Origin of the sequence: Acinetobacter sp. YH12117 (assembly GCF_013418865.1) — a bacterium.
Lineage (GTDB): Bacteria > Pseudomonadota > Gammaproteobacteria > Pseudomonadales > Moraxellaceae > Acinetobacter > Acinetobacter indicus.
This window is the reverse complement of sequence record NZ_VPBF01000040.1, coordinates 1-25592: the sequence shown is the minus strand read 5'-3', so window position 1 is coordinate 25592 and position 25592 is coordinate 1. Positions and strand designations below refer to the sequence as shown.

The 25592-nt window shown below is 47.0% G+C and carries 24 protein-coding genes; 13 read left to right on the top strand and 11 right to left on the bottom strand.

What is annotated here, in order from left to right:
- Positions 1-258 precede the first annotated feature (258 nt).
- Both FTU55_RS12460 and FTU55_RS12455 read left to right on the top strand, forming a co-directional pair.
- A complete protein-coding gene (locus FTU55_RS12460) occupies positions 259-792 on the top strand; it encodes a hypothetical protein (protein WP_370459245.1) in 534 nt (177 codons plus the stop codon).
- A 40-nt stretch (positions 793-832) separates the two neighbouring features.
- Complete coding sequence (locus FTU55_RS12455) at positions 833-1267, top strand: protease inhibitor I42 family protein (RefSeq protein WP_168390947.1); 435 nt, start codon at positions 833-835, stop codon at positions 1265-1267.
- Positions 1268-1324: 57 nt separating this feature from the next.
- On the opposite strand, the gene FTU55_RS12450 is transcribed toward FTU55_RS12455, so the two are convergent.
- Positions 1325-1657 carry a HopJ type III effector protein gene (locus tag FTU55_RS12450; RefSeq protein WP_168390960.1) on the bottom strand — a complete coding sequence of 111 codons (333 nt, stop codon included), beginning with the start codon at positions 1655-1657 and terminating at the stop codon, positions 1325-1327.
- 173 nt (positions 1658-1830) lie between these two features.
- Between FTU55_RS12450 and crcB the strand changes: the two genes are divergently transcribed.
- Entirely contained in the window at positions 1831-2211 is a 381-nt protein-coding gene (gene crcB, locus FTU55_RS12445) for a fluoride efflux transporter CrcB (RefSeq protein ID WP_104491954.1), read from the top strand.
- 106 nt (positions 2212-2317) lie between these two features.
- On the opposite strand, the gene FTU55_RS12440 is transcribed toward crcB, so the two are convergent.
- The 4 genes from FTU55_RS12440 to FTU55_RS12425 all read right to left on the bottom strand — a co-directional run bounded on the left by FTU55_RS12440 (position 2318) and on the right by FTU55_RS12425 (position 5987).
- Positions 2318-2575 carry a type B 50S ribosomal protein L31 gene (locus FTU55_RS12440; protein WP_016658507.1) on the bottom strand — a complete coding sequence of 86 codons (258 nt, stop codon included), beginning with the start codon at positions 2573-2575 and terminating at the stop codon, positions 2318-2320.
- A gap of 108 nt (positions 2576-2683) precedes the next feature.
- Positions 2684-3982: an AarF/ABC1/UbiB kinase family protein gene (locus tag FTU55_RS12435; RefSeq protein WP_016658508.1), complete on the bottom strand. Its 1299-nt coding sequence runs from the start codon at positions 3980-3982 to the stop codon at positions 2684-2686.
- 156 nt (positions 3983-4138) lie between these two features.
- Positions 4139-5437: an MATE family efflux transporter gene (locus FTU55_RS12430; protein ID WP_075168245.1), complete on the bottom strand. Its 1299-nt coding sequence runs from the start codon at positions 5435-5437 to the stop codon at positions 4139-4141.
- 91 nt (positions 5438-5528) lie between these two features.
- A complete protein-coding gene (locus FTU55_RS12425; RefSeq protein ID WP_016658510.1) occupies positions 5529-5987 on the bottom strand; it encodes a DMT family transporter in 459 nt (152 codons plus the stop codon).
- A gap of 127 nt (positions 5988-6114) precedes the next feature.
- On the opposite strand from FTU55_RS12425, the gene hemW reads away from it, so the two are divergent.
- Positions 6115-7269 (top strand): radical SAM family heme chaperone HemW, encoded by a 1155-nt coding sequence (hemW, locus tag FTU55_RS12420; protein ID WP_180047244.1) that lies wholly within the window; start codon positions 6115-6117, stop codon positions 7267-7269.
- A 49-nt stretch (positions 7270-7318) separates the two neighbouring features.
- Here hemW and FTU55_RS12415 read toward each other — a convergent pair whose 3' ends face one another.
- The 5 genes from FTU55_RS12415 to hemF form a co-directional block, all read right to left on the bottom strand.
- Positions 7319-8956, bottom strand: a complete 1638-nt coding sequence (locus FTU55_RS12415; protein ID WP_180047242.1) for a PT dipeptide repeat lipoprotein — start codon at positions 8954-8956, stop codon at positions 7319-7321.
- Positions 8957-9309: 353 nt separating this feature from the next.
- The gene (locus tag FTU55_RS12410) at positions 9310-11133 is read right to left on the bottom strand and encodes an acyl-CoA dehydrogenase C-terminal domain-containing protein (RefSeq protein WP_160242773.1); all 1824 of its coding nucleotides are present in this window, start codon (positions 11131-11133) and stop codon (positions 9310-9312) included.
- 408 nt (positions 11134-11541) lie between these two features.
- On the bottom strand, positions 11542-12330 hold the full coding sequence (gene aroE / locus FTU55_RS12405; protein WP_168414316.1) for a shikimate dehydrogenase: 789 nt from the start codon (positions 12328-12330) through the stop codon (positions 11542-11544).
- Between the two features lie 218 nt (positions 12331-12548).
- Positions 12549-12758 (bottom strand): hypothetical protein, encoded by a 210-nt coding sequence (locus tag FTU55_RS12400; protein WP_016658513.1) that lies wholly within the window; start codon positions 12756-12758, stop codon positions 12549-12551.
- 204 nt (positions 12759-12962) lie between these two features.
- Positions 12963-13904: an oxygen-dependent coproporphyrinogen oxidase gene (gene hemF, locus FTU55_RS12395; protein WP_104470047.1), complete on the bottom strand. Its 942-nt coding sequence runs from the start codon at positions 13902-13904 to the stop codon at positions 12963-12965.
- Between the two features lie 235 nt (positions 13905-14139).
- Here hemF and hemN point away from each other — a divergent pair, with 235 nt between their 5' ends.
- On the top strand, positions 14140-15513 hold the full coding sequence (gene hemN, locus FTU55_RS12390; RefSeq protein ID WP_180047240.1) for an oxygen-independent coproporphyrinogen III oxidase: 1374 nt from the start codon (positions 14140-14142) through the stop codon (positions 15511-15513).
- Positions 15514-15828: 315 nt separating this feature from the next.
- On the opposite strand, the gene ribA is transcribed toward hemN, so the two are convergent.
- The gene (gene ribA / locus FTU55_RS12385; RefSeq protein WP_034598236.1) at positions 15829-16431 is read right to left on the bottom strand and encodes a GTP cyclohydrolase II; all 603 of its coding nucleotides are present in this window, start codon (positions 16429-16431) and stop codon (positions 15829-15831) included.
- 310 nt (positions 16432-16741) lie between these two features.
- Here ribA and dxs point away from each other — a divergent pair, with 310 nt between their 5' ends.
- The 8 genes from dxs to FTU55_RS12345 all read left to right on the top strand — a co-directional run bounded on the left by dxs (position 16742) and on the right by FTU55_RS12345 (position 25445).
- Positions 16742-18652 carry a 1-deoxy-D-xylulose-5-phosphate synthase gene (gene dxs, locus FTU55_RS12380; RefSeq protein ID WP_005180334.1) on the top strand — a complete coding sequence of 637 codons (1911 nt, stop codon included), beginning with the start codon at positions 16742-16744 and terminating at the stop codon, positions 18650-18652.
- 112 nt (positions 18653-18764) lie between these two features.
- Entirely contained in the window at positions 18765-19595 is an 831-nt protein-coding gene (locus FTU55_RS12375; protein WP_034597976.1) for an inositol monophosphatase family protein, read from the top strand.
- Between the two features lie 457 nt (positions 19596-20052).
- Entirely contained in the window at positions 20053-21837 is a 1785-nt protein-coding gene (locus FTU55_RS12370; protein WP_005180331.1) for a DEAD/DEAH box helicase, read from the top strand.
- Positions 21838-22226: 389 nt separating this feature from the next.
- Positions 22227-23048 (top strand): ABC transporter ATP-binding protein, encoded by an 822-nt coding sequence (locus FTU55_RS12365; protein ID WP_005180329.1) that lies wholly within the window; start codon positions 22227-22229, stop codon positions 23046-23048.
- Positions 23045-23824, top strand: coding sequence for a lipid asymmetry maintenance ABC transporter permease subunit MlaE (gene mlaE / locus FTU55_RS12360; RefSeq protein ID WP_005180328.1), 780 nt, complete (start codon positions 23045-23047; stop codon positions 23822-23824). The genes FTU55_RS12365 and mlaE overlap by 4 nt, the downstream gene beginning before the upstream one ends.
- On the top strand, positions 23824-24495 hold the full coding sequence (locus FTU55_RS12355; protein WP_005180325.1) for an outer membrane lipid asymmetry maintenance protein MlaD: 672 nt from the start codon (positions 23824-23826) through the stop codon (positions 24493-24495). Before mlaE ends, FTU55_RS12355 begins: the two co-directional genes overlap by 1 nt.
- 18 nt (positions 24496-24513) lie before the next feature.
- The gene (locus FTU55_RS12350; protein ID WP_005180322.1) at positions 24514-25146 is read left to right on the top strand and encodes a phospholipid-binding protein MlaC; all 633 of its coding nucleotides are present in this window, start codon (positions 24514-24516) and stop codon (positions 25144-25146) included.
- An 11-nt stretch (positions 25147-25157) separates the two neighbouring features.
- The gene (locus FTU55_RS12345; protein WP_045795311.1) at positions 25158-25445 is read left to right on the top strand and encodes an STAS domain-containing protein; all 288 of its coding nucleotides are present in this window, start codon (positions 25158-25160) and stop codon (positions 25443-25445) included.
- Positions 25446-25592 lie beyond the last annotated feature (147 nt).

Here is a 25592-nt window from a genome sequence, read left to right as displayed (position 1 = left end):
AATAATTCAAGTGAATTTGTTTGAAAGAAGAACTTTAAAAGCTTTATTTTCACCCGATAAAATACCCATAAAACAAGAGGAAGCTCAAATGAGCTTCCTCTTGTGAAAAATTGTGGGACAGCAATGGACCAAAGGTAACTATTTTCTTACCATTTCTTTATTTTCTGCTGATCAACATCGATTAACATCAGAGATATATCTGTTCTGACTGAAGGATCTGAGAATCTCATGAAGCTGCGCTTTGGACTTATTTCGCTTATGACGGCCGCCCTATTACAGACCAGTGCCATGGCATCGGTCGACTATAATATTGCCAAAGGGTTAGCGCCGGCATCTGCCGATCAGTCGATTTCGGTCTTGCAGTCCTTTCGTGGCGATTTCCGGATTTTAGGTTCAAAAACCTATACCGATGATGAGCAGGCCAAGTTTTCTCCGATTGATTATGCCGTGAGCTGGGGCCTGTTTGCAGAGCCGGAAATTGCCCGGCATATTACGGTAAATCAGTACGACCGCTATTTAAACTGGAAAATGGATCGTTTACCGGTGCCGGCAGAGCAGGCCATGCAGATGGTCTCCAATATGCACATCATTCCGGCCAATCCAAACATTGCCAAACAGATTAAACAGGTCAAACGTGGTGATCTGGTGCGTTTAAGCGGGGAACTGGTGGAAGTTAAAGACAAAGATATGGTCTGGACGTCGTCACTCACTCCGACCGATACCGGCGATGGTGCCTGTGAAGTGTTCCGGGTCAGTTCAATCCAGTGGATTGAAAAAGTAAAACGCAGTTAATGTGGCCTGACTGGTAAAATGTAGCGCCAGGGGAATGTCGATGAATCATAGGTGGATGAATCATAGCAAGACGCTCATTCTCTGTAGCTGGCTGGGGCTGTTGACCCTCAGCGGTTGTGGCAGTGTCAGTACCCCGGTCGATGGTACTCATGTTTATCATGCCGATCAGCAATGTCCGGCACTGTTAAATTTAAAGATCGGGGAAACTCTGGAATTGCGTCTGGCAGAAAATCCAGCCACCGGCTATCTCTGGTCGGTGATGCAACATCCGTCCATCTTTAAGCTGGAAACCTTGTATCTACAGGCGGATGCAGAAAATACTCAGCATGACTCCGCGCAGTTAAATGCGGCTGGAGAAAAAACTTTCCGTTTTCGTGCGGTTCAGGTCGGTGAAGGACTGATTCATTTAAAACAGGCCAGGGCGGGAGAACCGCTTCCCTTGGCAGAATGGAAATGCCGGGTGCGCGTGGCTTAAGACCTGAACATCAGACATAAAAAAACCTCTGTTTTAGAGGTTTTTCGTTTTAAAGGCTTATTTGGCCGTCAGCGCTTCGCCTGCAAACTGTACACCAGCCCAACCTTGCTGCATAAACTGGCGGATATTCTGATGATCGGTGGCTTCAGGCGTGGCCAGTACCGCCGCATAGTGTTCAGCAAACAGGCTTAAGGTTTGCGCGTGGTCTAAGCCATTTAATTTGGCAAAACTCAGCACTTTGGCGCTGCCCTGGTTTTCAGTGGCCGCATTGTGTTGCTGGCCATTGCTAAACGCAGTTGGCGTGTGGGTATAACGTGCATCAATATAGGCAATCACATCGGCAAAGTTCGCTTTGCCTGCATGCAGCTGGGCCAATAAATCTTGAGCCATCATGTTCTCAGTCCATAGAAAAAATTGGTAAAAGCCCTGCGACAATAGCATGTTTTTTCGCAGGGGTTTAGCTTATTTCGGCCTCAATTTTTGCACCCAGCAGATGAAAAAATCTGCTCTTTGGCCCAACTTGTGGATAAAATGGCAGTTATACACATGGGAATCAACACGACATGAATTGGCTTTGGGTGGCATTGGGTGGAGCAATCGGGGCAAGTCTACGCTATGGCCTGAGTCTGTGGCTATTTAAGCCCGGTGTGTTATTTCCCTGGCCGACCTGGTCGGTGAATCTGCTCGGCTGTTTTGCTGCCGGAATATTCTTTGCCTTCAGCCAAAAGTTCCCGGTACTACAACAGGAGCTTCGACTGTTTCTAATGGTGGGTATTTTAGGCGGCTTTACCACCTTTTCCAGTTTTGGGCTGGAAACCTTTCAATTGCTGAAACAGGGACACACCAGCGTGGCGTTAATGTATGTGATCTCAAGTGTGATTTTGGGTGTGCTCTGTCTGGCGGTGGGTTTTTATCTGTTTCAGGTGCTATTAAATACGAAATAAAAAACAGGAAAATCAACTGCATAAAATAAAAAAATGAAGCCTAGCTGGAGATAAAGGTCTAGACTTCATAAAGGATGTGTATGCCAATTTTTTTCTACTGCGCGGCTTAGTCCTTGCTGCGTTTAAAACGGGCAAAGCGTTTATTGAAGCTGGCGACACGGCCTTCATTGCTGGCCTGACGTTGCTCACCGGTATAAAACGGATGCGAAGCACTGGAAATATCTAAAGTCATATAGGGATAGATTTTGCCCTGATATTCCTTGGTCTGCTGCGGCTTCAGGGTGCTGCCAATAATAAAATAGGCATCGGCATTGGTGTCGTGAAACAGCACTTCCTGATATTCGGGATGGATCTCTGGACGCATAACAATTCCTCATGTTTGCTGAATATTGTAATGTTATAACGTAACAAATAAAAAGTAAAGTCAGCCCGAATGGGTCATTCGGGCTCAGCGTGGTTTTTAATATATGGTTTAAGCGTGTGGTGGAACCAGTTCTTCAAACAGATCATTTAAATTGTCATGCACTTTTAAATGAATCAGATTCCAGTAATGACCCGATACCGTACGGTTGACCATTAAGGTATCGGGTGATGGCTTGAATACATCCCAATATTTTAACGAGGGTTTCATCAGTTCCATACCATCATGATGGGCCGAGTTTTCGGCAAAATCATAATCGGTGGTCAAAGGGCGCATCAGCACTTCCAGCCAGGCCTGATACAGTTCTGGCGGGAATTTTCCTTGCTCGGACAGGGAGTGCAGGGCAGTCAGTTCCTGTTCCATTAAGGCAATATTCTGGGCACGGCCGGCCTGAATCAGCGCTTTAAAATGCTGCACAATGTCATTGGACAAGGTCTTCACACCGCCGTAATCATAAATAATCACGCTGCCATCTTCACGGAAGGCAAAGTTACCCGGATGCGGGTCACAGTGGAAACGCTTGAGATAGAAAATTTCCTGACCAATAGCGCGAAACAGCCGGCGTCCCAGTTCATTCCGGGTCGCCAGTGGCCACTGGCTGGCGGTTTCAATACTGTCACCCTGTTCCAGACTTAACGTTAAAATATGCCGGGTCGAATAGTCCTTAAAGACCTGCGGAATAATAATTTTACTGTCCAGCGCCTGATGGAAGGTACGCGCCACTTCCAGGTTTTGTGCTTCAATCTGGTAGTTCAGCTCATTGTCCAGACTGTCCTGAATTTCCTGGAACAGTTTGTCCTGCAATTTGCGGTCAATTTTTAACACACCCATTAAACGCAAGGCCAGACGCACCTGTTTCAGGTCACTTTCACAAGCTTCATCGACACCCGGATACTGGATTTTCACTACCACCTGTTCACCCGTCGGCAAAATTGCCTTATGTACCTGGCCAATGGACGCGGCGGCAAATGGGGTTTCATCAAAATGCTGGAAAATCTGCGCGAGGGGCTTGCCCAGTTCTTTTTCGATTTGTGCCTGAATTTCGGCAAAAGGCATCGGCGGTGCCTGACGTTGTAATTTGCTGATGGCCCGCGCCACTTCTGGTGGGAAAATATCTTTATATTGCGAGGCAATTTGCCCCACTTTCATGACCGCGCCTTTCATTTCTCCCAAGGTATCGGCAATCTGGATGCCAATATCCTGAAACAGTTTGCTGCGTGCGGCATTTTTCTGCTCATCATCGGCAGAAAAGTTTTTAATTGAATTGGAAACAGTTTTGGTGGCGATACTGGCGGTCATACTGGCCAGTTTCATAAAGCGACGACCCGGTGTACTAGCCGTTTTTGCCATGCGAGGTTCCTTAAGATCATCTTGACTATCTGCCTTGAGCATACCGGCAGTTGGGTGAAAAGCCTACTTTAAATTGTTAATAAGCAAATTCACTAAATATTGCACATCAAAAAGCCGGCGGTAATAGCCGGCTAAAGATGATGAGAGGCGAATCGCTTAGCTGCTTTGACTCAGGCGCTGGTTGTTCATATACAACCGGATCAATAACAGTACACAGGCCACGCTCAAGCCGACAATCAGGCCGACCCAGACCCCGGCGGCGCCCATGCTGCCAAAGCGGGAAAAATACACCCCGACCGGAAAGGCAATGACCCAGTAGGCCAGCATGGTAATCCACATCGGGCCTTTGGTGTCCTGCATACCGCGTAAACAGCCGGCTGCACTGATTTGCCAGGCATCCATCAGCTGATAGGCAATTGCAAACAGCAGCAGATACATTGCCACCTGTGCCACATCGACATCCGAGGTATAAATTGAAATAATTTCCGGACGGAACAGCCACATAAAACTCATGGTCATAAAGGCCAGCAGGGTTGCGGTAATCAGCCCCAAATACTGCACGCGGCGCATGGCAGCCCAGTTTTTTTCACCATAATAGGTGCCAATGCGGATGGTCAGTGCAATGGCTAGAGACATCGGAATCATAAACAGCTGCGAGGTCACCGACATGGCAATCTGGTGTGCTGCTACCAGTGTTTCTCCTAAGGGGCTAATCACGATGGCTGCGGTACTGAAAATACTGACTTCAAAGAAAATTGCCAAACCAATCGGCAGGCCGAGCATTAAAATCCGTTTCATCCAGTAACGGTCGATGGGTTCCCAGCGGGTGAAAATCTGGGTGCTTTGGTAGGCGCTGCTTTTGGAAATGTACAGCGCCAGGGTAATAAACATCAGCCACTGTAAAATGGCCGTGGCAAAGCCGCAGCCGGCACTGCCCAGTTCAGGCAGCGGCCCTAAACCATACATAAAGATCAGGTTCAGTGGCACCAGTACCACCAGCGCTAGCAGACTGATAACCGTCACCGGACGCGGATAACCCAGCGCTTCAGAATAGCCACGTAGCGCAGCATACATGGTCACCGCCGGCATACCAAACCCAATGGCATGCAGAAACAGTCCGGCTTTGGGTTGCAGGCTTTCTGGTACTCCAAGCAGCGGCAATAACAGCGGTGCCAGCTGTAAAATCAGGCAGGCAATCCAGCCCAAAATAAACGCCACCCATAACGATTGCCGGGCAATGGTGGCAATTTTTTCCGGTGTACGCGCACCATTGGCCTCGGCCACCAGCGGCGTGGTGGCAATCATGATGCCGCTAAACAGCAGCATCACCGGAAGCCACAGCCCCACACCGACTGCAATTGCGGCTAAATCGGTCGGTGAAAACTGACCGGCCATAATGGTATCAATTAGCCCCAGACCGGCCTGGGCAAATTGCGTCACCAGAATCGGAATCATTAAACGGAACAGTTGTTTTAATTCAAAACGTGTGCTGCCAAGCGTAGCCACAGTTATTACCCATATTCATCATGTGCTTAGAACAGAGCGATTAGCGTTGTAAAGTGAGAAGCACACCTATAAAAATCACCACGCCACCCAGAAGACGTTGCCAGTTGATGGGTGCTTTTTCTGTGCCCAGGACACCAAAATGATCGACCAGCATCGACATGGCAATCTGGCCAAACAGGATTAAACCGGTCAGGGTGAGATAGCCGAGTTTCGGTGCTGCATAAATACTTAAACTGATGGCATAGACCCCTAACACGCCGCCCAGCCACATATACCAGGGCAAATGGACGATCTCGTGCAGATTGGGTTTGGGAACCTGTTGAAAAAACACCAAAATAGCCAGCACTATTGTACCAACCAAAAACGAGAAAAGGGCAGCCTGCAAAGGAGAATATAAATATTCGCGTAGCTGGGTATTGATGGCGGTTTGCAGGGTCATGGCAATCCCGATCCCCATGGCCAGCGGCATTAAAAGCAGTAATTGCGAAGATATTTTCATCATTCTAACACGCTAATTCTTCTGTAATTTTTTCTAGTGTAGCGGTATTCGCTGTGAGATTTTATCGGTGTCCTGATGCAGTCATGTTAAAATATGCATCTTCCTTTGCTGTTTTTGAGCTTGTTCCTTGGCTGAATTGAATCCTGCGTCTGTTCCCTTGTCCCTTTATATTCACATGCCGTGGTGCGTGCGCAAGTGTCCGTATTGTGACTTTAACTCGCATGCAGTTCCTGATGGTGAATTGTCTTTGGATTTAGAGCAGGAATATTTACGTGCTTTGGTTGAAGACTTTAAAACTGAAGTCGATTTTGCTCAAGGTCGTGAAATTCACAGTGTATTCATTGGCGGTGGGACGCCATCGCTGATTTCAGCAGTCGGTTATCAATGGCTGTTTACACAGCTTAAAGCGCTGTTGCCGTTTCAAGACGATTGCGAAATTACCTTAGAGGCCAATCCGGGCACCATTGAACATGATCCTTTTGCCGGTTATCTGGCAGCGGGAATTAACCGCCTGTCAATTGGGGTACAAAGTTTTAATAGCGATCATCTAAAAAAACTGGGCCGGATTCATAGCCAGAGCGATGCGCTTTCAGCGATTCACTTGGCGCGTGAGGCCGGCTTTCAGCGCATTAATGTCGATTTGATGCATGGTTTGCCGGAGCAGACTTTGGAACAGGCTTTAAATGATTTAAAGCTGGCGGTTGGGCAGGGCGCGACCCATATTTCCTGGTATCAGCTGACCATTGAACCGAATACCGTATTTTTCCGCACCCAGCCGGTTTTACCGGTCGATGAAGTGCTGGAAGCGATTCAGGAACAGGGTGAGGCCTATTTAAAGGCCAATGGTTTTATTAATTATGAAGTGTCGGCATGGCGGAAGGAGCGACCTTCGGCACATAACTTAAATTATTGGCAGTTTGGTGATTATTTAGCGATTGGGGCAGGAGCGCATGGCAAAGTAACGCGACCTGATGGCGTATATCGTTATCAAAAAACCCGTCAGCCGAAAGACTATTTAGCCAAAGTACCTGCCGAGCATTTGCAGTTTAAACGCATCGAAGCTGAAGACATGCCGTTTGAATTTATGATGAATGCACTACGTTTAAATAAAGGTGTGGATGCTCATCTTTATACAGCACGTACAGGTTTGGCATTAGATACGGTTTTGCCTGTGGTAAATTCCTTACGCCAACGTCATTTGATGGTGGCAGATGAAACTCACTTGTCGTGTACGCCGCAAGGGCATATGTTCTTGAACTCAATATTAGAAGAGTTTTTATAAGACGATAAAGCCCAATATATATTGGGCTTTATCTGTTTTTAAGTAGTGCTTAAGGCAAATTGACACCTGTTAATGAGCCAATCATGCTATTTGGATCATTGCTAAAAATATAGCCATCGCCTGTGTACAGCCAACCAATTTTACCTTGTTCATTTAAACGACGTAGTAAATTTGGACTGCCATTGTTTAAACGCAAAGCATTTTCTGCAAAGACTTTATATTCTGTAGTAGTCGATTTACTGCTGTCTTTTTCAAATAAAAGCGCTTCTGTTTCGGTTGGTTTGACATAAAAAGTGCTAGAAACTAAACGATAACCTGCTTTCAATTGATTTTGAATGATTGTATTGATTTCTGCAGTATTTGGTTCTGTTACTGAGTTCATTGGCTTTTTGACATATACATAGCTATAGGTACCGTTATGTGTGCTGCTATTGGCACAGGTTGCTATATCAACGCTATTGGTATTCGCTAAGGTGGTTTGTGCACCAACAAAAACATTCGAATCCCATAAAATCAATTTACAGCCTTTTGCCCCGAGTTCATTAAAGCCAGCAATCATATCTTGGACTGTGGCAGCAGGATAAAAGTGTTTGTAATCTAAAGTATAGCTGTCTGATGCAGAGGTTTTTTTCACAAAATAATGGGTGAAATTCAGTGATGAACCTGCACGATGTGATGAAAATGGTAGATAGCCATTGGCCGCTTGCGCTTTCGCTTCATCAAACCAACGTGCATAGCGAATATCAAGGCTATTTAAATTCAAATTTTTACTGGTATAGGCATAGCGCTGCTGTTGCTTGCTATTGGTTAAATATAAGTTTTCAGGGCTGCCTGAAGACGTCGTTTTAATATTACGGTGCAGCAATGCATAACCTTGCTGACCTAAGGTGTTGAGTTGCGCTAAATATTCTGTTGCTTGACTTACGGGATCTAAAGACGCAGCTAATTGATAACTGCCCGTTGCCAATACTGTTTTTGGAGCGAGCGTACTAAAAGCCGGTGAACTTTTAGTTAAACAACTTGCATTTTTAATAGGGTCTGCAATTGCATTGATTTGTTTTTCAATTTCTGTGCGATCTTGAGAGGTAATGATGCAGACTGCATTGCTGTTTTTATAAGTTAATGCCACTTTTAGCGCAGGCGCGTTGGCATTCGAAAGTGCAGACCTATAATCTGCTAAATGATAAATCACAGCACCTACTTGTTGCTTAGGTTGAATATTACTCACCATAGCAAACTGATCTGTTAAGGTTCGATTATCAATTAGAGAGCTAGCACAATTTCCAGCTTCTGTTGCTTTAACACTTTCTGTGGTGATATCTAAAGCTGTTGCTGCTGTTTTAGAAACCACGGCTTTACTGTATGGACAACCTGTCGGCATACCAAATAACCAAGAACCTTGAAATTGATCTGCAACATCTGCGACTGGTGTCGGTGTCGGTGTCGGTGTTGGTGTTGGTGTTGGTGTTGGTGTTGGTGTTGGTGTTGGTGTTGGTGTTGGTGTTGGTGTCGGTGTCGGTGTCGGTGTCGGTGTCGGTGTCGGTGTCGGTGTCGGTGTCGGTGTTGGTGTCGGTGTCGGTGTTGGTGTCGGCGTGTTGGATGAGCTATCAGAACCACCACAGCCAGCCAGTACCAAGCTGCCCATACTGATCGCTAGAATATGCAGTGAAAGCATTTTATATTTCATGATTATTACCTGTTATTTTTAGAGTTTTCACCGCAGAGCTTAGCGATTTTTTCAATATAGAGATGAGCTGAGAATGTAAGCGATTTTATAAGTGTAAAGGGGAGTTAAGATTGGTTGTGATTTCAATCACGTTTTTAAATGGTGCTTAAAGATCAAAATGAGCGTGATTTTTAGGCCAAGTCACTTTTGTATTCAAATTTAATAGTTGTTAAAAGAAATATTTTTCTTTAATTCAAGCACATTTTTGGTGCTTGAAATTAGTACACAATGCACATTTTAGAAAAAACAGTAGGATTACAAAATCACAAAATAAAAAAGAGCGCCGAGGCGCTCTTTTTTACTTGCTTTGATCATTAGTAATCGAAGCTGAAATGTTCAGGTGCTAATGCTGTCATGGTTTTAGATGGATTGACCATCGCTTCGGCATGACCTTGGGTACGTGGCAATAAGCGTTCAAAGTAGAAATCTGCCACTTTGATTTTCGCTTTGTAGAACTCTGGGGTTTCTGCGCCATCATTCGATGCCAGTTTGGCCGATGCAACGGCCGCCTGCTGTGCCCAGAAGTAAGCCATCATCACATAACCCGAGAACATCAGGAAGTCGACAGAGGCACTTGAGACGATGTCGCGGTCTTTACGTGCTGCCAGCATGATGCGTACCGTCAGGGCATTCCACTGCGCGCATAGCTTGGTTAAGTCCCAGGCAAAACGGCGCATGTATTTATTGCGAGCATGCTGACCACAGAATTTCAGAATTTCTGCGGTATAGTCACGAATCACTTTACCTTTTGAGGTCAGCAGCACTTTACGGCCAATCAGGTCAAGCGCCTGTACACCGGTGGTGCCTTCATACAGAGTTGAGATACGCGAGTCACGTACAATCTGTTCCATGCCCCATTCTTTGATATAACCATGACCACCATAAACCTGCATGCCGTGGTTGGCTGCTTCATAGCCCATTTCAGTCAGGAAGCCTTTTAGAATTGGAGTATAGAAACCGAGGTGATCATCATGCTGTTCAAAGGCAGTAGTATCGCCACGCTCCAGAGCATCAGTCATCTTGTCGGCAATTTGTGCAGCATGATAAATCATGGCACGACCGCCTTCAGCAATGGCTTTTTGTGTTAGCAGCATACGGCGTACATCGGCATGGTGAATAATGGCATCGGCCACTTTTTCCGGATCTTTTTTACCAGACAGGGCACGCATTGACATCCGTTCTTTGGCATACGGTAAAGCGCCCTGGAAGGCCAGTTCCGCATGACAGATCCCCTGAATCGCGGTACCAATACGGGCAGTATTCATAAAGGTAAACATGGCATGCAGGCCTTTGTTCGGCTCGCCAATTAAATAACCCACCGCATTGTCAAAGTTCAGCACTGCGGTTGCTGACGCGCGAATCCCCATTTTGTGTTCAATTGAACCACAGGTCACCGGGTTACGCTCACCCACGCCACCATCTGCAGATGGCAGGAATTTCGGTACGATAAACAGGGAAATGCCTTTGGTGCCGGCTGGAGCATCCGGTAAACGTGCCAGCACAATATGGACAATATTTTCGGTCAGGTCATGTTCACCGGCAGAAATAAAGATTTTGGTGCCTGAAATGGCATAAGTGCCGTCGGCTTGCGGTTCTGCTTTGGTTTTCACCTGACCTAAGTCAGTACCACATTGTGGCTCGGTCAAACACATGGTTCCTGACCAGGTGCCTGCCACCAGATGCGGCAGATAGGTATCTTTTTGTTCGTCTGTACCGTACTGGATAATGGTGTTGATACAGCCCACACTTAAACCCGGATACATCTGAAATGACCAGTTGGCGGTGCCCATCATTTCAGATTTAATCAGGTTTAACGACATTGGCAGGTTTTGACCGCCGTACTGTTCTGGATAAGACAGACCTTGCCAGCCGCTTTGCACAAACTGGTCATAGGCTTCTTTAAAGCCTTTTGGCGTTTTCACTTCGCCATTTTCAAAATGACAGCCTTCCTGGTCGCCGGTCTGGTTCAAAGGAGAGAGGACATTTTCACAAAAATCAGCCGCCCCTTCGAGAATCATGTCGACTGTTTCTGGATCTGCTGCTTCACCGTTAGACAAAGTTTGATAATGTGCTGGATAGTCAAACACTTCATTCATTAAGAAACGAATGTCGTGTAAAGGCGCTTTATATGCTGGCATAACATTAATCCTGATTTAAAAATAGTTTTGGATTATCTGATCGGATAGTTTGATTATTCACACTGCGCATCAAAATACATTGATGTTGAATTCAGTTAAAAATGTCAGAAAAGCGAATCAATAGAATCTTATAGACGTGGGATCAGTTCTAATTTAGGAGAAAATCCTGCCCTTGTCACCACTGTTTTTTGTATTCTATTTATTTAAATTATAACAAAATAAAACATAAGTGAGCATGATCTAGGACCAAAGCCTAATGGCCGGCAAGGTGTTTAAATCTGGGCAAAACGGTTGCCATATTTGTGTCATTAAATCCAATCATAATGCGGGTTAATTGTGCAGCCTAAATCTCAGCCATAAAAAAGAACCGTGCAAGATCGGTTCTTTTTCCGGGAAAAATCGCAGATTTTAAAGAAAATCTTTTAAATCGGGTTTGACCCCATTCCAGATTGAAAATGATTCAATTGCCTGTCCAACCAGCATGCCAAAGCCTTCCGAGGTTGGAATCTGACGGGCCTTGGCCTGTTCCAGAAAACTGGAGGGCTTGCCATAAGCCATTTCATAGGCATGTTGAAATTGCAGCGCGTCCGGCAGGATTAAGGCATCACCACTCAAGCTGGCCGATGTCGCGTTAATGACAATGTCAAACTCGCCAGCCAGAGCATCCAGACCAATGGCAGACAATTCGGCCTGTGGTACAGCCTGCTGCAAATCAGCCACCAGCTGCTCGGCACGCGCCAGAGTACGGTTGGCAATCACCACTTTTTTCACGCCGGCCTGAACCAGTGGATAAATCACGCCACGGGTGGCGCCGCCGGCACCAATAATCAGAATCTTGGTATTGTCCAAATTCCAGTTCAGTGCCCGAATGGCATCGACCAGTCCTTGACCATCGGTATTGTCACCATACAGCTGACCATCTTGCATCCACAAGGTATTTACAGCTTTGGCGGTTTTGGCCCGTTCGCTGAGTACATCACACAAGGCAAAGGCCTGTTCTTTAAACGGCACGGTGACATTCATGCCTACCCCACCTTCGGCAAAGAATTCACGAATATTGGCTTCAAAACCATCCAATGGTGCCAGGCGTTTGCGATAGACCAGATCAACCCCGGTTTTTTCGGCAAAGGCATGATGCAGTTCTGGAGAGCGGGACTGTTCAATCGGGTTGCCCACAACGGCAAATTGTTTGCGCATTTTCACATGATCCATGTGCTGAAATGCCCATCAATATACGCCAAATCGGGCAGGGGCTAAAGCCTGCAAATGATGAACAATTGGAATAAATCCAATAAGCAAAACGACACAATCGGGTGTCGGGCAGGGAAGAGAGGGATAAGGTAAAAGAAGAGAAAATCGAATAGAGAAAAATAAAAAGATCAATAAAGCAGTCTGATCTGTAAACCTGTGACGGCTTAAGGATTACAGATATCTAAAATAGTATCTAAAACCAGCAAGACTGAAGTAAAGACCAGGGCAATCAGGGCAAAAACACTGGCCACAATCGACAGGCTGTCACTTAAAGGATGTTCGAAAATAAAGGTAATACTGAGAGAGCAGACTAGAAGACTGAGAATCAGCCAGAACAGCAGGCCTTTGTGTTGAGCAATAAAATTTTGCAGCATGGGAGCGTTCCTTAAATCGATACTGGCTTAATTCCATCTTTCGCCAGACGCATTAAACCAAGACTATAGAGTCTACTCGCTTTAAATGAAAGTCTTGTGAAGAGTTGGCGAAAAAGTGTATGCAAATATATTTAAACGTATGCGACTTGCAAGCGTATGTTGCAGGAAAAAAGCTACCGGTATTTGCGGTAGCTTTTTAGAAACTTATTGTAGTTCGCGTAGCCAGTCATGCGGCTTTAAATAATAGTCGGTGAGTTTTTTCTCTGCGGAATCGGCATCCCATTCCGGGCGATAACTCCAGCCGGCCAGGTTGGGCAAGCTGACCAGAATGGATTCAATCCGGCCGCCAGTTTGCAGGCCAAACAGCGTGCCGCGGTCATAAACCAGGTTATATTCCACATAGCGGCCACGACGATAGAGCTGGAATTCACGCTGCGCTTCGGTATAAGGTTTATCCTGATTGCGTTTAAAAATCGGTAAAATCGCTTCCAGATAGCCATTGCCCACCGCCTGAATATATTCAAAGCAGGTGTCAAAATCCCACTGGTTTAAATCATCAAAAAACAGACCGCCCACTCCGCGCTGTTCATCGCGATGTTTCAGATAGAAATAGTCATCACACCACTGTTTATGTTCGGCATAGACCTGCTCGCCAAAGGGTGCACATAAGTCATGTGCCGTCTGGTGCCAGGACAGGACATCTTCATCATTCGGATAAAACGGGGTCAGGTCAAAACCGCCGCCAAACCACCAGATCGGGTCCTGACCTTCCGGTTCGGCCACAAATAGACGAACATTGGCATGTGAGGTCGGGACATTCGGATTTTTCGGGTGAATCACTAGGGATACGCCCATGGCCTGCGCTTTGGCACCGGCAATGCCAGGATGACGTTCAGTTGCCGAGGCAGGCAGTTTGGAGATGTTAATATGCGAGAACATCACCCCGCCTTTTTCAATCACGCTGCCATTTTGTAAGACCCGGGAACGGCCACCGCCCCCTTCGGGGCGCTGCCAGTCATCAATCACAAATTCAGCCGTACCGCCGCCGGCCCGTTCCTGTTGTTCTAACGCGGCACAGATGCGCGCCTGTAAATCGAGGAGAAATTCACGTACGCGTTGAATATCAGCGGAGGTAGGATGCTGCATGATGACACTCATGAATAAAAAACAATAAGCACATCAAAGCACAGATTGGTAAAAAAATTAAGAGGGGAAGGGCTACTGTGCGCTGCGCATGGCTGATCTAAGTGAAGAGGCAACAGCATGAGCTTCCCGATTCCCGACCAAAAGGCTAGGTTGAATTCCTGTTTTAAGCTCCGCACAATAGTGAATACGGGCCTTGTGCCCACCTCATAGGGTCAATTGCAGTGGAGCAATGTAGATGTTGAAACCGGCCAGTTCTCTCGTACAAAAATACAATGTTCCAGGACCCCGCTATACCAGTTATCCGACCGTACCGTATTGGGAAGAGGCCAGTTTTTCTCGCGAGGCCTGGCAGCAAAGTCTGCAACGCGCGTTTGCTGAATCCAATGCCAGCGAAGGCATCAGCCTGTATATCCATCTGCCCTTCTGCGAAAGTTTATGTACCTTTTGCGGTTGCCATAAGCGCGTGACCAAACGCCATGAAGTGGAGCAACCGTATATTCAGGCGGTGCTGAAAGAGTGGGATTTATATTGCCAGTTGCTGCCAGACCGGCCGATGATTAAAGAAATCCATTTGGGTGGCGGCACGCCGACTTTCTTTTCTGTAGCCCATTTACAGCAGCTGATTCAGGGCATTCTGGGCAAAGCCACAGTGGCGCCCGAGCATGAATTCAGTTTTGAAGGCCATCCGAACAATACCACTCGTGAACATTTGCAAGCGCTGTATGATCTGGGCTTTCGCCGGGTCAGCTATGGCGTGCAGGACTATAATGAAAAGGTCCAGAAAGCCATCCACCGGATTCAGCCTTATAAGCATGTGCAACGTGTGACTGAATGGGCGCGTGATATTGGCTACACGTCAATTTCGCATGATCTGGTTTTTGGCTTGCCTTTTCAGAATCTGGACGATGTTTTAAATACCATTCAGCAGACTACCCGGTTAAATCCGGACCGTCTGGCTTTTTATAGCTATGCGCATGTGCCGTGGATTAAAGGCAATGGCCAGCGCGGTTTTAAAGATGATGATGTGCCAAAAGATGAACTGAAACGTACCCTGTATGAAGAGGGCAAGAAAAAACTGCTGGCGCATGGTTATCATGAAATTGGCATGGATCATTTTGCCCTGAAAAGTGATGCCATGTATCAGGCTTTTCAGCAGGGCAGTCTGCACCGTAACTTTATGGGCTATACCGCTTCCAAAACCCAGCTGATGATTGGCCTGGGATTGTCCTCGATCAGTGATAGCTGGTACAGCTTTGCGCAAAATGAAAAGACCCTGGAAGATTATTATGCGCGACTGGAACAGAACGAAATTCCGGTATTTCGCGGGCATGTACTGACCGCTGAGGACCTGATGATTCGCCGGCATATCCTGAATTTGATGTGCAGCTTCCAGACCTCATGGGCCGAGCCAGAGATGCAGTTCCCGGAATTGCCTGAGGTGCTCAAGCAGCTGGAAGAAATGCAGGAAGATGGCTTGTTAACGCTGTTTGAGGATCATTTACAGGTTACGGAGCAGGGCAAACCGTTTGTACGTAATATCTGTATGGCGTTTGATTTGCGTTTAAAACGTAAAGTACCGAGTACCCGTATTTTCTCGATGACGATTTAATTTTTATCTTATCCAATTCAGCATTCAATCACATGACCCGGCGACAGGGAGGTCGCCATTTCACTGTATGGCAGGGATGCCATATCAGTGAAATAAAGGGGTTTGGTTACTTTGCCCCGTCAAAGTAACAAAGAAAAAGCCTTCATGCAGAATGAAATGTTATTGATACAGGTAGTCTGCCAATTTGAAATAGTTTAAAAAGAAGCCATTTAATCGAGATAAGCGGAAAGGCGACATTCCTGTCGCCGGTCATTTGATTAAAAGGTGTTTTGACTCTAAAAGAGGGAAAGCTGTTTTTGGAAACCTTAAAATGACTTAGAAGTCATCTTTTTGGTACATATGTGCCATACGCTCATGTTTGGTCTTTAAATACTGCTCATTAAACGGGTTTAAACCCACCGTTAACGGCACGCGATCCACCACATTAATCCCTTGCTCACGGAGCGCTTCAATCTTTAGCGGGTTATTGGTAATTAACCGCACCGCTTTGACTTGCAGATGATCCAGCATAATGCTGCACATATCATATTGACGGGCATCGGCAGGCAGATTCAGCATTAAATTGGCATCTACCGTATCATGTCCCTGATCTTGCAGGGCATAGGCGCGAATCTTGTTGGTCAGGCCAATGCCGCGTCCTTCCTGACGCAAATATAAAATCACCCCTTGTCCGGCTTCATTAATCAGACGCTGGGTGGCCTGTAATTGCGGGCCGCAATCACATTTTAATGAAGCAAAGGCATCCCCGGTTAAGCACTCGGAATGGACACGAACCAGTACCGGTTCGGTCGGGGCCTGTTCCAGACCTTTAGACAGTGCAACATGCTCTTCGCCAGTTTTCGGATCTTGAAATACAGTAATTTTAAATTCACCAAAAGCGGTTGGTAGTCTTGACGTTGCGACAAATTCTATAGGCACAGTTTTACCCGTTAAATTGTTCATGAATGCGTTAAAGTATAGCCTAATGCTCAGACATTAGTAGAATAGGATTGCTGAATTTCTGCAGAAGATTTTCTTTTTTGTAGAAAGCGAACGATAATAGTTGATAAATAGCAAGGTTATTCAGGATAATCTACGCCACCTAAACACTGCCCGACTGAAATCATTGCTCAAAACTACATCGCTAGAAATGTGGCTGATTGAAGATGGTACAATTCGACTATATGATCGAGTAACTCCCCCTTGACCTAGCTTAGGTTTTGCCAGGCTTTAGAAGGCTTTGCCACATATGTTGTATACAGAAATACCGACTCAACGCCCTGTAACACCGTTGCTGGATAGCATAGATCATCCACAACAATTACGTTTACTCGCGCAAAGCCAGTTAGCACAAGTGGCAGATGAGTTACGTCAATTCATTTTGTATGCAGCAGGGCAAAGTGGCGGGCATTTCGGTGCCAATTTAGGGGTCATCGAACTGACTGTGGCCTTGCATTATGCGTTTAATACGCCACATGACCGTCTGATCTGGGATGTCGGTCATCAGGCTTATCCGCATAAAGCCTTAACTGGACGCCGTGAACAGCTGACCACCATTCGAGCCAAAGATGGTCTGGCCGCGTTTCCGGCCCGTGAAGAATCTGAATTTGATACCTTTGGCGTCGGACATTCATCCACCGCGATTTCTGCCGGTTTGGGCATGGCGCTGGCTAGCCGTTATCAGCAGCAGCAGCGTGAAGTGGTGGCAATTATTGGTGATGGTGCCATGACCGCCGGCATGGCCTTTGAAGCCATGAATGATGCGGTGGCGCATCAGGCCGATTTAATGGTCATTTTAAACGACAATGATATGTCAATTTCCTGCAGCACCGGTGGTTTTGCCAAACATCTGGCGGCGCTGTGGCAGCGCGGCGAAAGCGTGCATATTGATGCTGCTGGCGAGGCCTATATCCAGCCACATCCCGAGTGGAACTACACCTCACGTTTGCATTGTGCTGCAACCGATGCGGCTGATAATTTATTTAAAGCGATTGGTTTTGATTATTTTGGTCCTTTTGATGGCCATGATGTTGATCAGCTGGTCAATGTATTCCAGGCGCTGAAAAAGCGTAAAGGCCCGCGTTTAATCCACGTTTATACCAAAAAGGGCAAAGGCTTTGCCCCGGCAGAAGCGGACCAGATTAAATATCACGCAATTAGTAAAATCAACAGCAGCGCGTCTGCAGCAGCGGCACCTAAATATTCCGATGTTTTTGGCCAATGGCTATCTGATGAAGCTGCACAAGATTCACGCCTGCTGGCGATTACTCCGGCCATGTGCGAAGGTTCGGGCATGGTGCAGTTTGCCAAGCAATATCCGGAGCGTTTCTTTGACGTAGCCATTGCTGAACAGCATGCCGTGACCTTGGCGGCCGGAATGGCCTGTGAAGGTTTAAAACCGGTGGTCGCGATTTATTCGACTTTCCTGCAACGTGGTTATGATCAGCTGATTCATGATGTGGCGCTACAAAATCTGGATGTCACCTTCGGCATCGACCGGGCTGGTCTGGTCGGTGAGGATGGTCCGACCCATGCCGGTGCCTACGATTACGCCTATATGCGCACCGTACCGAATATGGTGATTATGGCGCCAAAAGATGAAAATGAATGCCGCCAGATGCTGCACACGGCTTATCATTATCCGGGGCCGGCAGCGGTGCGTTATCCACGCGGTAATGGCGTTGGAGTCGAAATTCAGCAGCAATTGAACCTGATGGAGATTGGTCAGGCAGAAATTGTGGCGCGTTTTAATGAACAGTCGGATGAGCAGATTGCCATTTTGGCCTTTGGTAGCCGGGTCTATCCGGCCATTGAAGCAGCACAGGCATTTGCAGCCCGGCATGACATTGCCGTGCAAGTGGTGAACATGCGTTTTGTGAAACCGCTGGATGAAGCCATGATTGAACGCCTGGCTGAAAACACCCAGCTGTTTGTAACCGTAGAAGAACATGCAGTGATGGGCGGCGCGGGCAGTGCCGTCAGTGAATATCTGGCCAAGGCTCAGCTGGTCAAGCCTATTATTCACTTAGGCCTGGATGACAGCTTTATGCAACAGGCCACACATAGCCAGATGTTGCAGCAGGCCGGTCTTGATGCCGCCGGTATCGAGCAGGCCATGACCCAGGCCTGGAACAAGCTGACCGAGAGCGTTTCATCCTGAAGCAATAAATTTTAGAAACATTTATTCCCCAAAAGCCCCAATATTTGCTAAAATGTTGGGGCTTTTATGCATTATTCTTTATCAGTATCTTCAAATTTGTAGTGGGTGTTCAATGGAACCTATGGTGGTGATGGCTGCGCGTGCGGCTCAAACAGTTGGTCAAGAGCTTTTAAAAGCGCATCAGAATCGTCATAAACTCGATCTACAAGTCGAAGAAAAAGGAATTGATGGTCCAGTAACGCGTGTTGACCGTTACCTGGAACAGTTGACCATCGATACCCTACGTAAAAGCTATAAAAATCACAGTTTCTTGGGTGAAGAGTTCGGTCTGCAAGAAGGTAAAGGTCATGACGCCGATTGGTGCTGGGTGATCGATCCTTTAGACGGTACGCTTAACTTCATCAACGGTTTTCCGCATTTCTGTATCTCTATTGCTGTTCAGCACAAAGGCGTGACTCAGCACGGCGTGATCTATGATCCAGTCAAAGACGAATTGTTCTCTGCCAGCCGTGGTCGTGGTGCCATGCTTAATCAGCGCCGTATCCGCGTGAATGTTAAAGACAGCCTGGAGAATACGTTCCTGGCTGTGGGTCATGCTTACCGCGCCAAACGTAATGGTGAAGTGGTGTCGTATGCCAAAAACCATTTCGAATCATTATTGAACGTGACTGAAGCTGGTGCGCAATATCGCCGTGCAGGTTCTGCTGCGCTGGATCTGGCTTATGTGGCAGCTGGCCGTTTAGATGGCTATTTCGAGCTGGGCCTAAAACCGTGGGATATCGCAGCGGGCGAGTTAATCGTCAAAGAAGCTGGTGGTACTGTAGTGGATGCACGTGGTGGCAGCGATTCTATGGACAATGGTCAGGTACTTGCGTGTTCTATGAAAATGCTGAAGCCTTTAATGAAGGCAGTAGTACCTGCCTGGGGCGACGCGGCAAAATAATAGACGCATTGAGTGAAATGACAAGGCTTGCTCCCAAGCCTTAAAAAACAGCCCGCCCAGTCGGGCTGTTTTTTTTGCCTGTTATTTGTGCTTGATTTAATTCAAGTTTAACGACTGGTACAGAAATTAACGCAAAAGTTGATTAAATTAGATGACTTTTAAAATAATCCTGCTATAATCCGCCCACGCACTTAATTTCCGTTCATTACCTGAACATTTCTCTTCTAATCATTGTGTATGCGCGTGCGGTCCAAAGAGAGGACGATATCTCGCGCCCCAATCGCTAAAGCGATTCCTTCAGGTTAAGCCGTAATCATGCGTGCGTTATATCAACATCGTCGTTACTCGGATCGCCGCTGAATTCTTAAATTTTCAGCGTTCAATGCTGTGCCGCTTTTTGCCGATGTCCATTTGACTTTATTATTATGGAGCACCCAATTCTCGGGTGAAATACTCTATGAGCAAAACTTTTGCTGATTTTCCTCTACACGAAACTTTACAACAAGCGTTAGACGCTCTTGGCTTTACTGCGCCTACGCCTGTACAGGAACAGTCAATTCCTGCGGCATTAGAAGGTAAAGATCTTCTTGTATCAAGCCAAACCGGTTCGGGTAAAACTGCAGCGTTCCTTCTCCCAACGCTGAACGCACTTGCAAACCAGGACACATTCGTTCCGTTTAAAGAACGTATGAAAGCCATTACTCAGCCATCTATTCTGGTACTTTGCCCAACACGTGAACTTGCTCAACAGGTGAGCCAGGACGCGATTGCATTTGTACGTCACATGAAAGGTGTTCGTATTGCTGCGATCATGGGTGGTATGCCTTTTGGTAAACAAATTCAACAGTTAAAAGGTGCACAAGTGGTTGTAGCGACGCCAGGTCGTCTACTTGACCTTGTGAACCGTCGTCAAATCAAACTCGACAAAGTTAATGCGTTGATCGTTGACGAAGCTGACCGTATGCTGGACCTGGGTTTCTCTGAAGATCTGGAAGCAATCAGTGATTTGGCTGCAAACCGCGAACAGACTTTAATGTTCTCTGCGACATTTGCACCACGTATCATCACGCTTGCTGAACGTATGATGAATGAGCCAGAACGTATTGCGATCGAAACCGGTCACTCTACCAATACGGACATTACTCAGACTTTACACTGGACTGATGGCTTCGAGCACAAGAAAAAACTGTTGACGCACTGGTTGAGCGAACAGGATCTTGATCAGGCCGTTGTATTCGCTTCTACCCAAGAAGATACCGATATGCTGGCTGAAGAACTGGCTGAAGCAGGTCACTCAGTTGTTGCGCTGCATGGTGCAATGCCACAAACCGTTCGTAACCGCCGTTTACGCAGCATTCGTGAAGGTCGTGCCAAGATTTTAGTTGCAACTGACGTTGCAGCGCGTGGTCTGGACGTACCGACTATTTCTCACGTGATTAACTTCGGTCTGCCAATGAAGAACGAAGACTATGTACACCGTATTGGCCGTACTGGTCGTGCCGGTCGTACTGGTAAAGCGATTACTTTGGCGACTTACCGTGAACGCGGTAAAATTCGTGCGCTTGAAGATTACTTAGATGCACGTTTAGAAGTATCTGAAATTGAAGGTTTAGAGCCATCTCCACCTCCAGCACGTCCACGTCGTGACGGCGGTCGTGGTGGTAAACGTGACGGTGGTCGCGGTGGCCGTGGTGGTTTCGGCGGTGGCCGTCGTTTTGAAGGCGAAAGCAACTTCAAACGTCGTGAAGGCGGTGATGACCGTCCACGTCGCAGCTTCGACGACAAACCACGTGGCGAGCGTCCATTTGGTGAAGACCGTCCACGTCGTGAATTCAACAGCGATCGTCCGCGTCGTGAAGGTGGCTTTGGCGACCGTCCACAGCGTTCTTTCGATGACCGTCCACGTCGCGAATTCAACAGCGACCGTCCACGTCGTGAAGGTGGCTTTGGTGACCGTCCACAACGTTCTTTCGATGATCGTCCACGCCGTGAATTCAACAGTGACCGTCCGCGTCGCGAAGGTGGTTTCAACGAGCGTCCACGTTTTGACAGCAATGATGACAACCGTGGCAACCGCGTAGACTACAAACCACGTCGTGAAGGTGCTTTCGGTGACCGTCCTAAGCGTGATTTTGGCGACCGTCCAGCGCGTTCATTCGGTGAAGATCGTCCACGTCGCGAGTTCAACAGCGACCGTCCACGCCGTGAAGGTGGTGACCGTCGTCGTAAATTCAACGACTAAGTTGAACTGAGCGAATTCAGAAAACCGGTGCTTGCACCGGTTTTTTATGCGAGAAAATTTGAATTTTGATGAGGAAAATGTATACTGGTTCAAGTTTATTTAAGAATATATTAAGCGATGTCTCATTATCATTCGCACAAACTGCCCGGTGTGTCATCTATGAAAGAGGTGCTTATGCCATATATTTTTTTGGTTTTGCTGCTCTGTAACCTCATCTTTTTTATTTACAGAACTTTTGCCTAAGCTGCATCTCTTTGTTTCTACACTCAAATTAGACCATAATAAAATTGTACAACTTGTACACAGTTTAAAAGAATTTCATAGATAACAATTTGTTCTCCAATCCTTTATAGTATGCATGCTGAAAAAATGCAGGAAAATCCTCAGCTATGAATAATCAGACACCTCTACAGGCGCCAGCACTGATTGAAGTCAATCACCTGAGCTTTAAACGAGGGGAGCGGGTCATTTACGACAATGTCAGCTTAAAAATTCGACGTGGGCAGATTACTGCAATTATGGGACCGTCAGGCACGGGTAAAACCACCTTGCTGCGTTTAATTGGCGGGCAGCTCACTCCGGATCAGGGTGAAGTGCTGCTCGATGGTAAGAATATTGGGAAAATGTCACGTCAGGAGCTGTTTGCAGCACGGGCGCGAATGGGCATGCTGTTTCAAAGCGGTGCCTTGTTTACCGATATGACGGTTTATGAAAACGTGGCCTTCCCGATTCGTGCACATACCCGTTTACCCGAACATCTTATTGCCGAACTGGTGGCTTTAAAGCTGGAATCGGTGGGTTTGCGTGGTGCCGAGCAGCTCATGCCGTCTGAACTGTCTGGCGGGATGAACCGTCGTGTGGCTTTGGCGCGTGCCATTGCGCTGGACCCGGAACTGATTATGTACGATGAACCTTTTGCCGGTCAGGACCCGATTGTGATGGGCGTATTGACCCGTTTAATCCGTTCATTGCGTGAAGCACTGGATTTAACCACCATTATTGTGTCGCATGATGTGGCCGAAACCCTATCCATTGCCGATTATATTTATGTGGTGGCGGAAGGGAAAGTGCAGGGTGAAGGCACCCCAGAACAATTAAAACAGCATGCCTCGCCTTTTGTACGTCAGTTCTTAACCGGTTCAGTTGAAGGCCCGGTCGACTATCAGTTTAGCCATCAACCCTATTTAAGTCATGAGGTGCATTCAGCATGAATGCGATTGCTGCATTAGGACGCCGTGTGATTGAGCGGGTACGTGGTATAGGCGTTGCCACATTAATGCTGCTCCAGATTTTATTTTCCATGCCAACCTGGATTGGCGTGAAACTGTTTATTTACCAGATGTACCGCGTCGGGGTGATGTCACTGCTGATTATTGTGGTGTCGGGCTTATTTATTGGTGCGGTGCTGGGCCTGCAAATGTACAGCATTTTGGTGACCTTTGGCAGTGAAGCCATGCTGGGCACCGCTGTGGCCCTAACCTTGCTGCGTGAACTGGCCCCGGTGGTTGCGGCCCTGTTATTTGCTGGCCGTGCTGGTTCTGCCTTGACTGCTGAAATTGGCCTGATGAAAGCCACCGAACAGTTGTCCAGTATGGAAATGATCGGGGTCGATCCTTTAAAGCGGGTCATCTCGCCGCGTTTATGGGCCGGTATTTTCAGCTTGCCGATGCTATCCGTGATTTTTGCGGCAGTCGGGATTATGGGTGGTAAATTCGTTGGGGTAGATTTTTTAGGCGCCGATGAAGGCTCTTACTGGAGCGGTATGGAAAGCACCGTACAGTTCTATAAAGATATCTTTAACGGCACCATTATTAAAAGTTTTGTTTTTGCATTAATTTGTACCTGGATTGCGGTCTACCAAGGCTATGCCTGCGAGCCTACGTCTGAAGGTATCGCGACATCTACCACGCGTACCGTGGTGTATTCATCGCTTTGTGTTTTAGGTTTTGATTTCGTATTGACTGCGGTCATGTTCGGAGGTGTTTAATGAAATCACGTACTAGTGAGCTGGCCGTCGGTGTTTTTGTCATTCTGTTTGGTATTGCTTTATTCTTCCTGGCGATGCGGGTCAGTGGTCTGGTGGGCACCACCATTCAGGACAGTTATTCCATGACCGCAACGTTTGACAATATTAACGGGATCAAGCCGCGTGCCAAAGTGGCCTTAAGCGGGGTTAAAGTCGGGCAGGTCGAATCCATTACTTTAGACCCGGTGACGCGTCTGGCCACTGTGACCATGATTCTGGATGGTGAGTTGACCACCTTTAATCAGGAACAGTTACAACAGGTGCAACAATATGCCCTGGAAGAGTTGCGTTACAGCAGCGAATACACGGAAGCCGATCCTGCGCAACAAAAAGCAATGGAAAAGCAACTGTTGGATAACATGACCTCCATCACCAATATCGATGAAGATGCTTACATAATGGTAGCAACCAATGGTCTTTTGGGTGAGAAGTACCTGAAGATTGTACCGGGTGGTGGTCTGAATTATTTAAAACGTGGTGATCAAATCAGTAATACCCAAAGCACCATGGAAATTGAAGACCTTGTGACCAAGTTTGTGACCGGTGGCGCAGGCAACAAGTCATCATCCGATAACCCGGCAGATGAGACATCCGCTGAAACAACAGATGCAGAAGTGTCATTTGTTGAGTAATTGAGAGGAGAAATTTTAGTGAAGACATTGTTCAAACAAACCTTGACCGCAAGTGTTTTGGCCACGCTGGTGGCAGGTAGTGCATTTGCTGCACCAACCGAAACTCCTCCCGCATTTATCAAGAAAGTGGCGGATGGCCTGATTTCGCGTTTAAAAGCCGATCATGCCAAACTGCAAAATAATCCGGCCTTGGTGAAAACCATTGTGCGCCAGAACCTTGATCCGTATATCGATTCGCAAGCCTTTACCCGTATTGTGATGGGAACCTATGCGACCAATCAGTACAGTTCGGCTGCCCAGCGTGCCCAGTTTGAAAAGAATTTCCGTGAAACCCTGATTGAAAACTACGGTTCAGCCTTTGCGAAATTCAGCAACCAGACTTATACCTTACGTCCGTATAAAGCCAGCAACAGCAAGAACCCGGTAGTGACCATCGACTTTAACAACAAAGGCGAGAAAATTCCGGTATCGTTCCAGCTGGTCGATAAAGGCAATCAGTGGAAAATCCGTAACATCAACGTATCCGGGATTGATTTAGGCCTGCAGTTCCGTAACCAGTTTGCAGCCAACGTCAAACGTAATGGCGGCAATATTGATAAAGCGATTGCGACCTTTAAACCAGATGCAGAAGCTGCGGTTGATAAAAAATAATAGGACGTGCTGTGATTGAATATGTAAATCAGGAACTGCGGGTTTCCGGGAAAATTGACTTTAACAATGCCGAGCAGTATTACCAGCAGGGGCTGCAGCTGATTCAACAGCAGCCCGCCCCGGTGGTGGTGAATCTGGCCGAACTTGAGCAGGGCAGTACCCTGGCTTTGGCTGTGCTGGTGCGCTGGTTAAGACAGACCCCGGATGCGCAAGGGCTGGTCTTTAAAGCCGTCCCGGAAAAAATGATGAAGATTATTCAATCCTGTCATTTGCAGGATGATTTACAGCTCAGCGCTTAAACAAAAAGCACCTCAACCGAGGTAATGCCAGTCAGTTAAGAGATTGACTGGCTTTTTCTTGGGTATTTTTGAGGTTTTCCTTTTACAACCCTTGGATAACTCCTCACTCTTCTCTCAGGTATAACATACCGATTAGATTTCTCCATT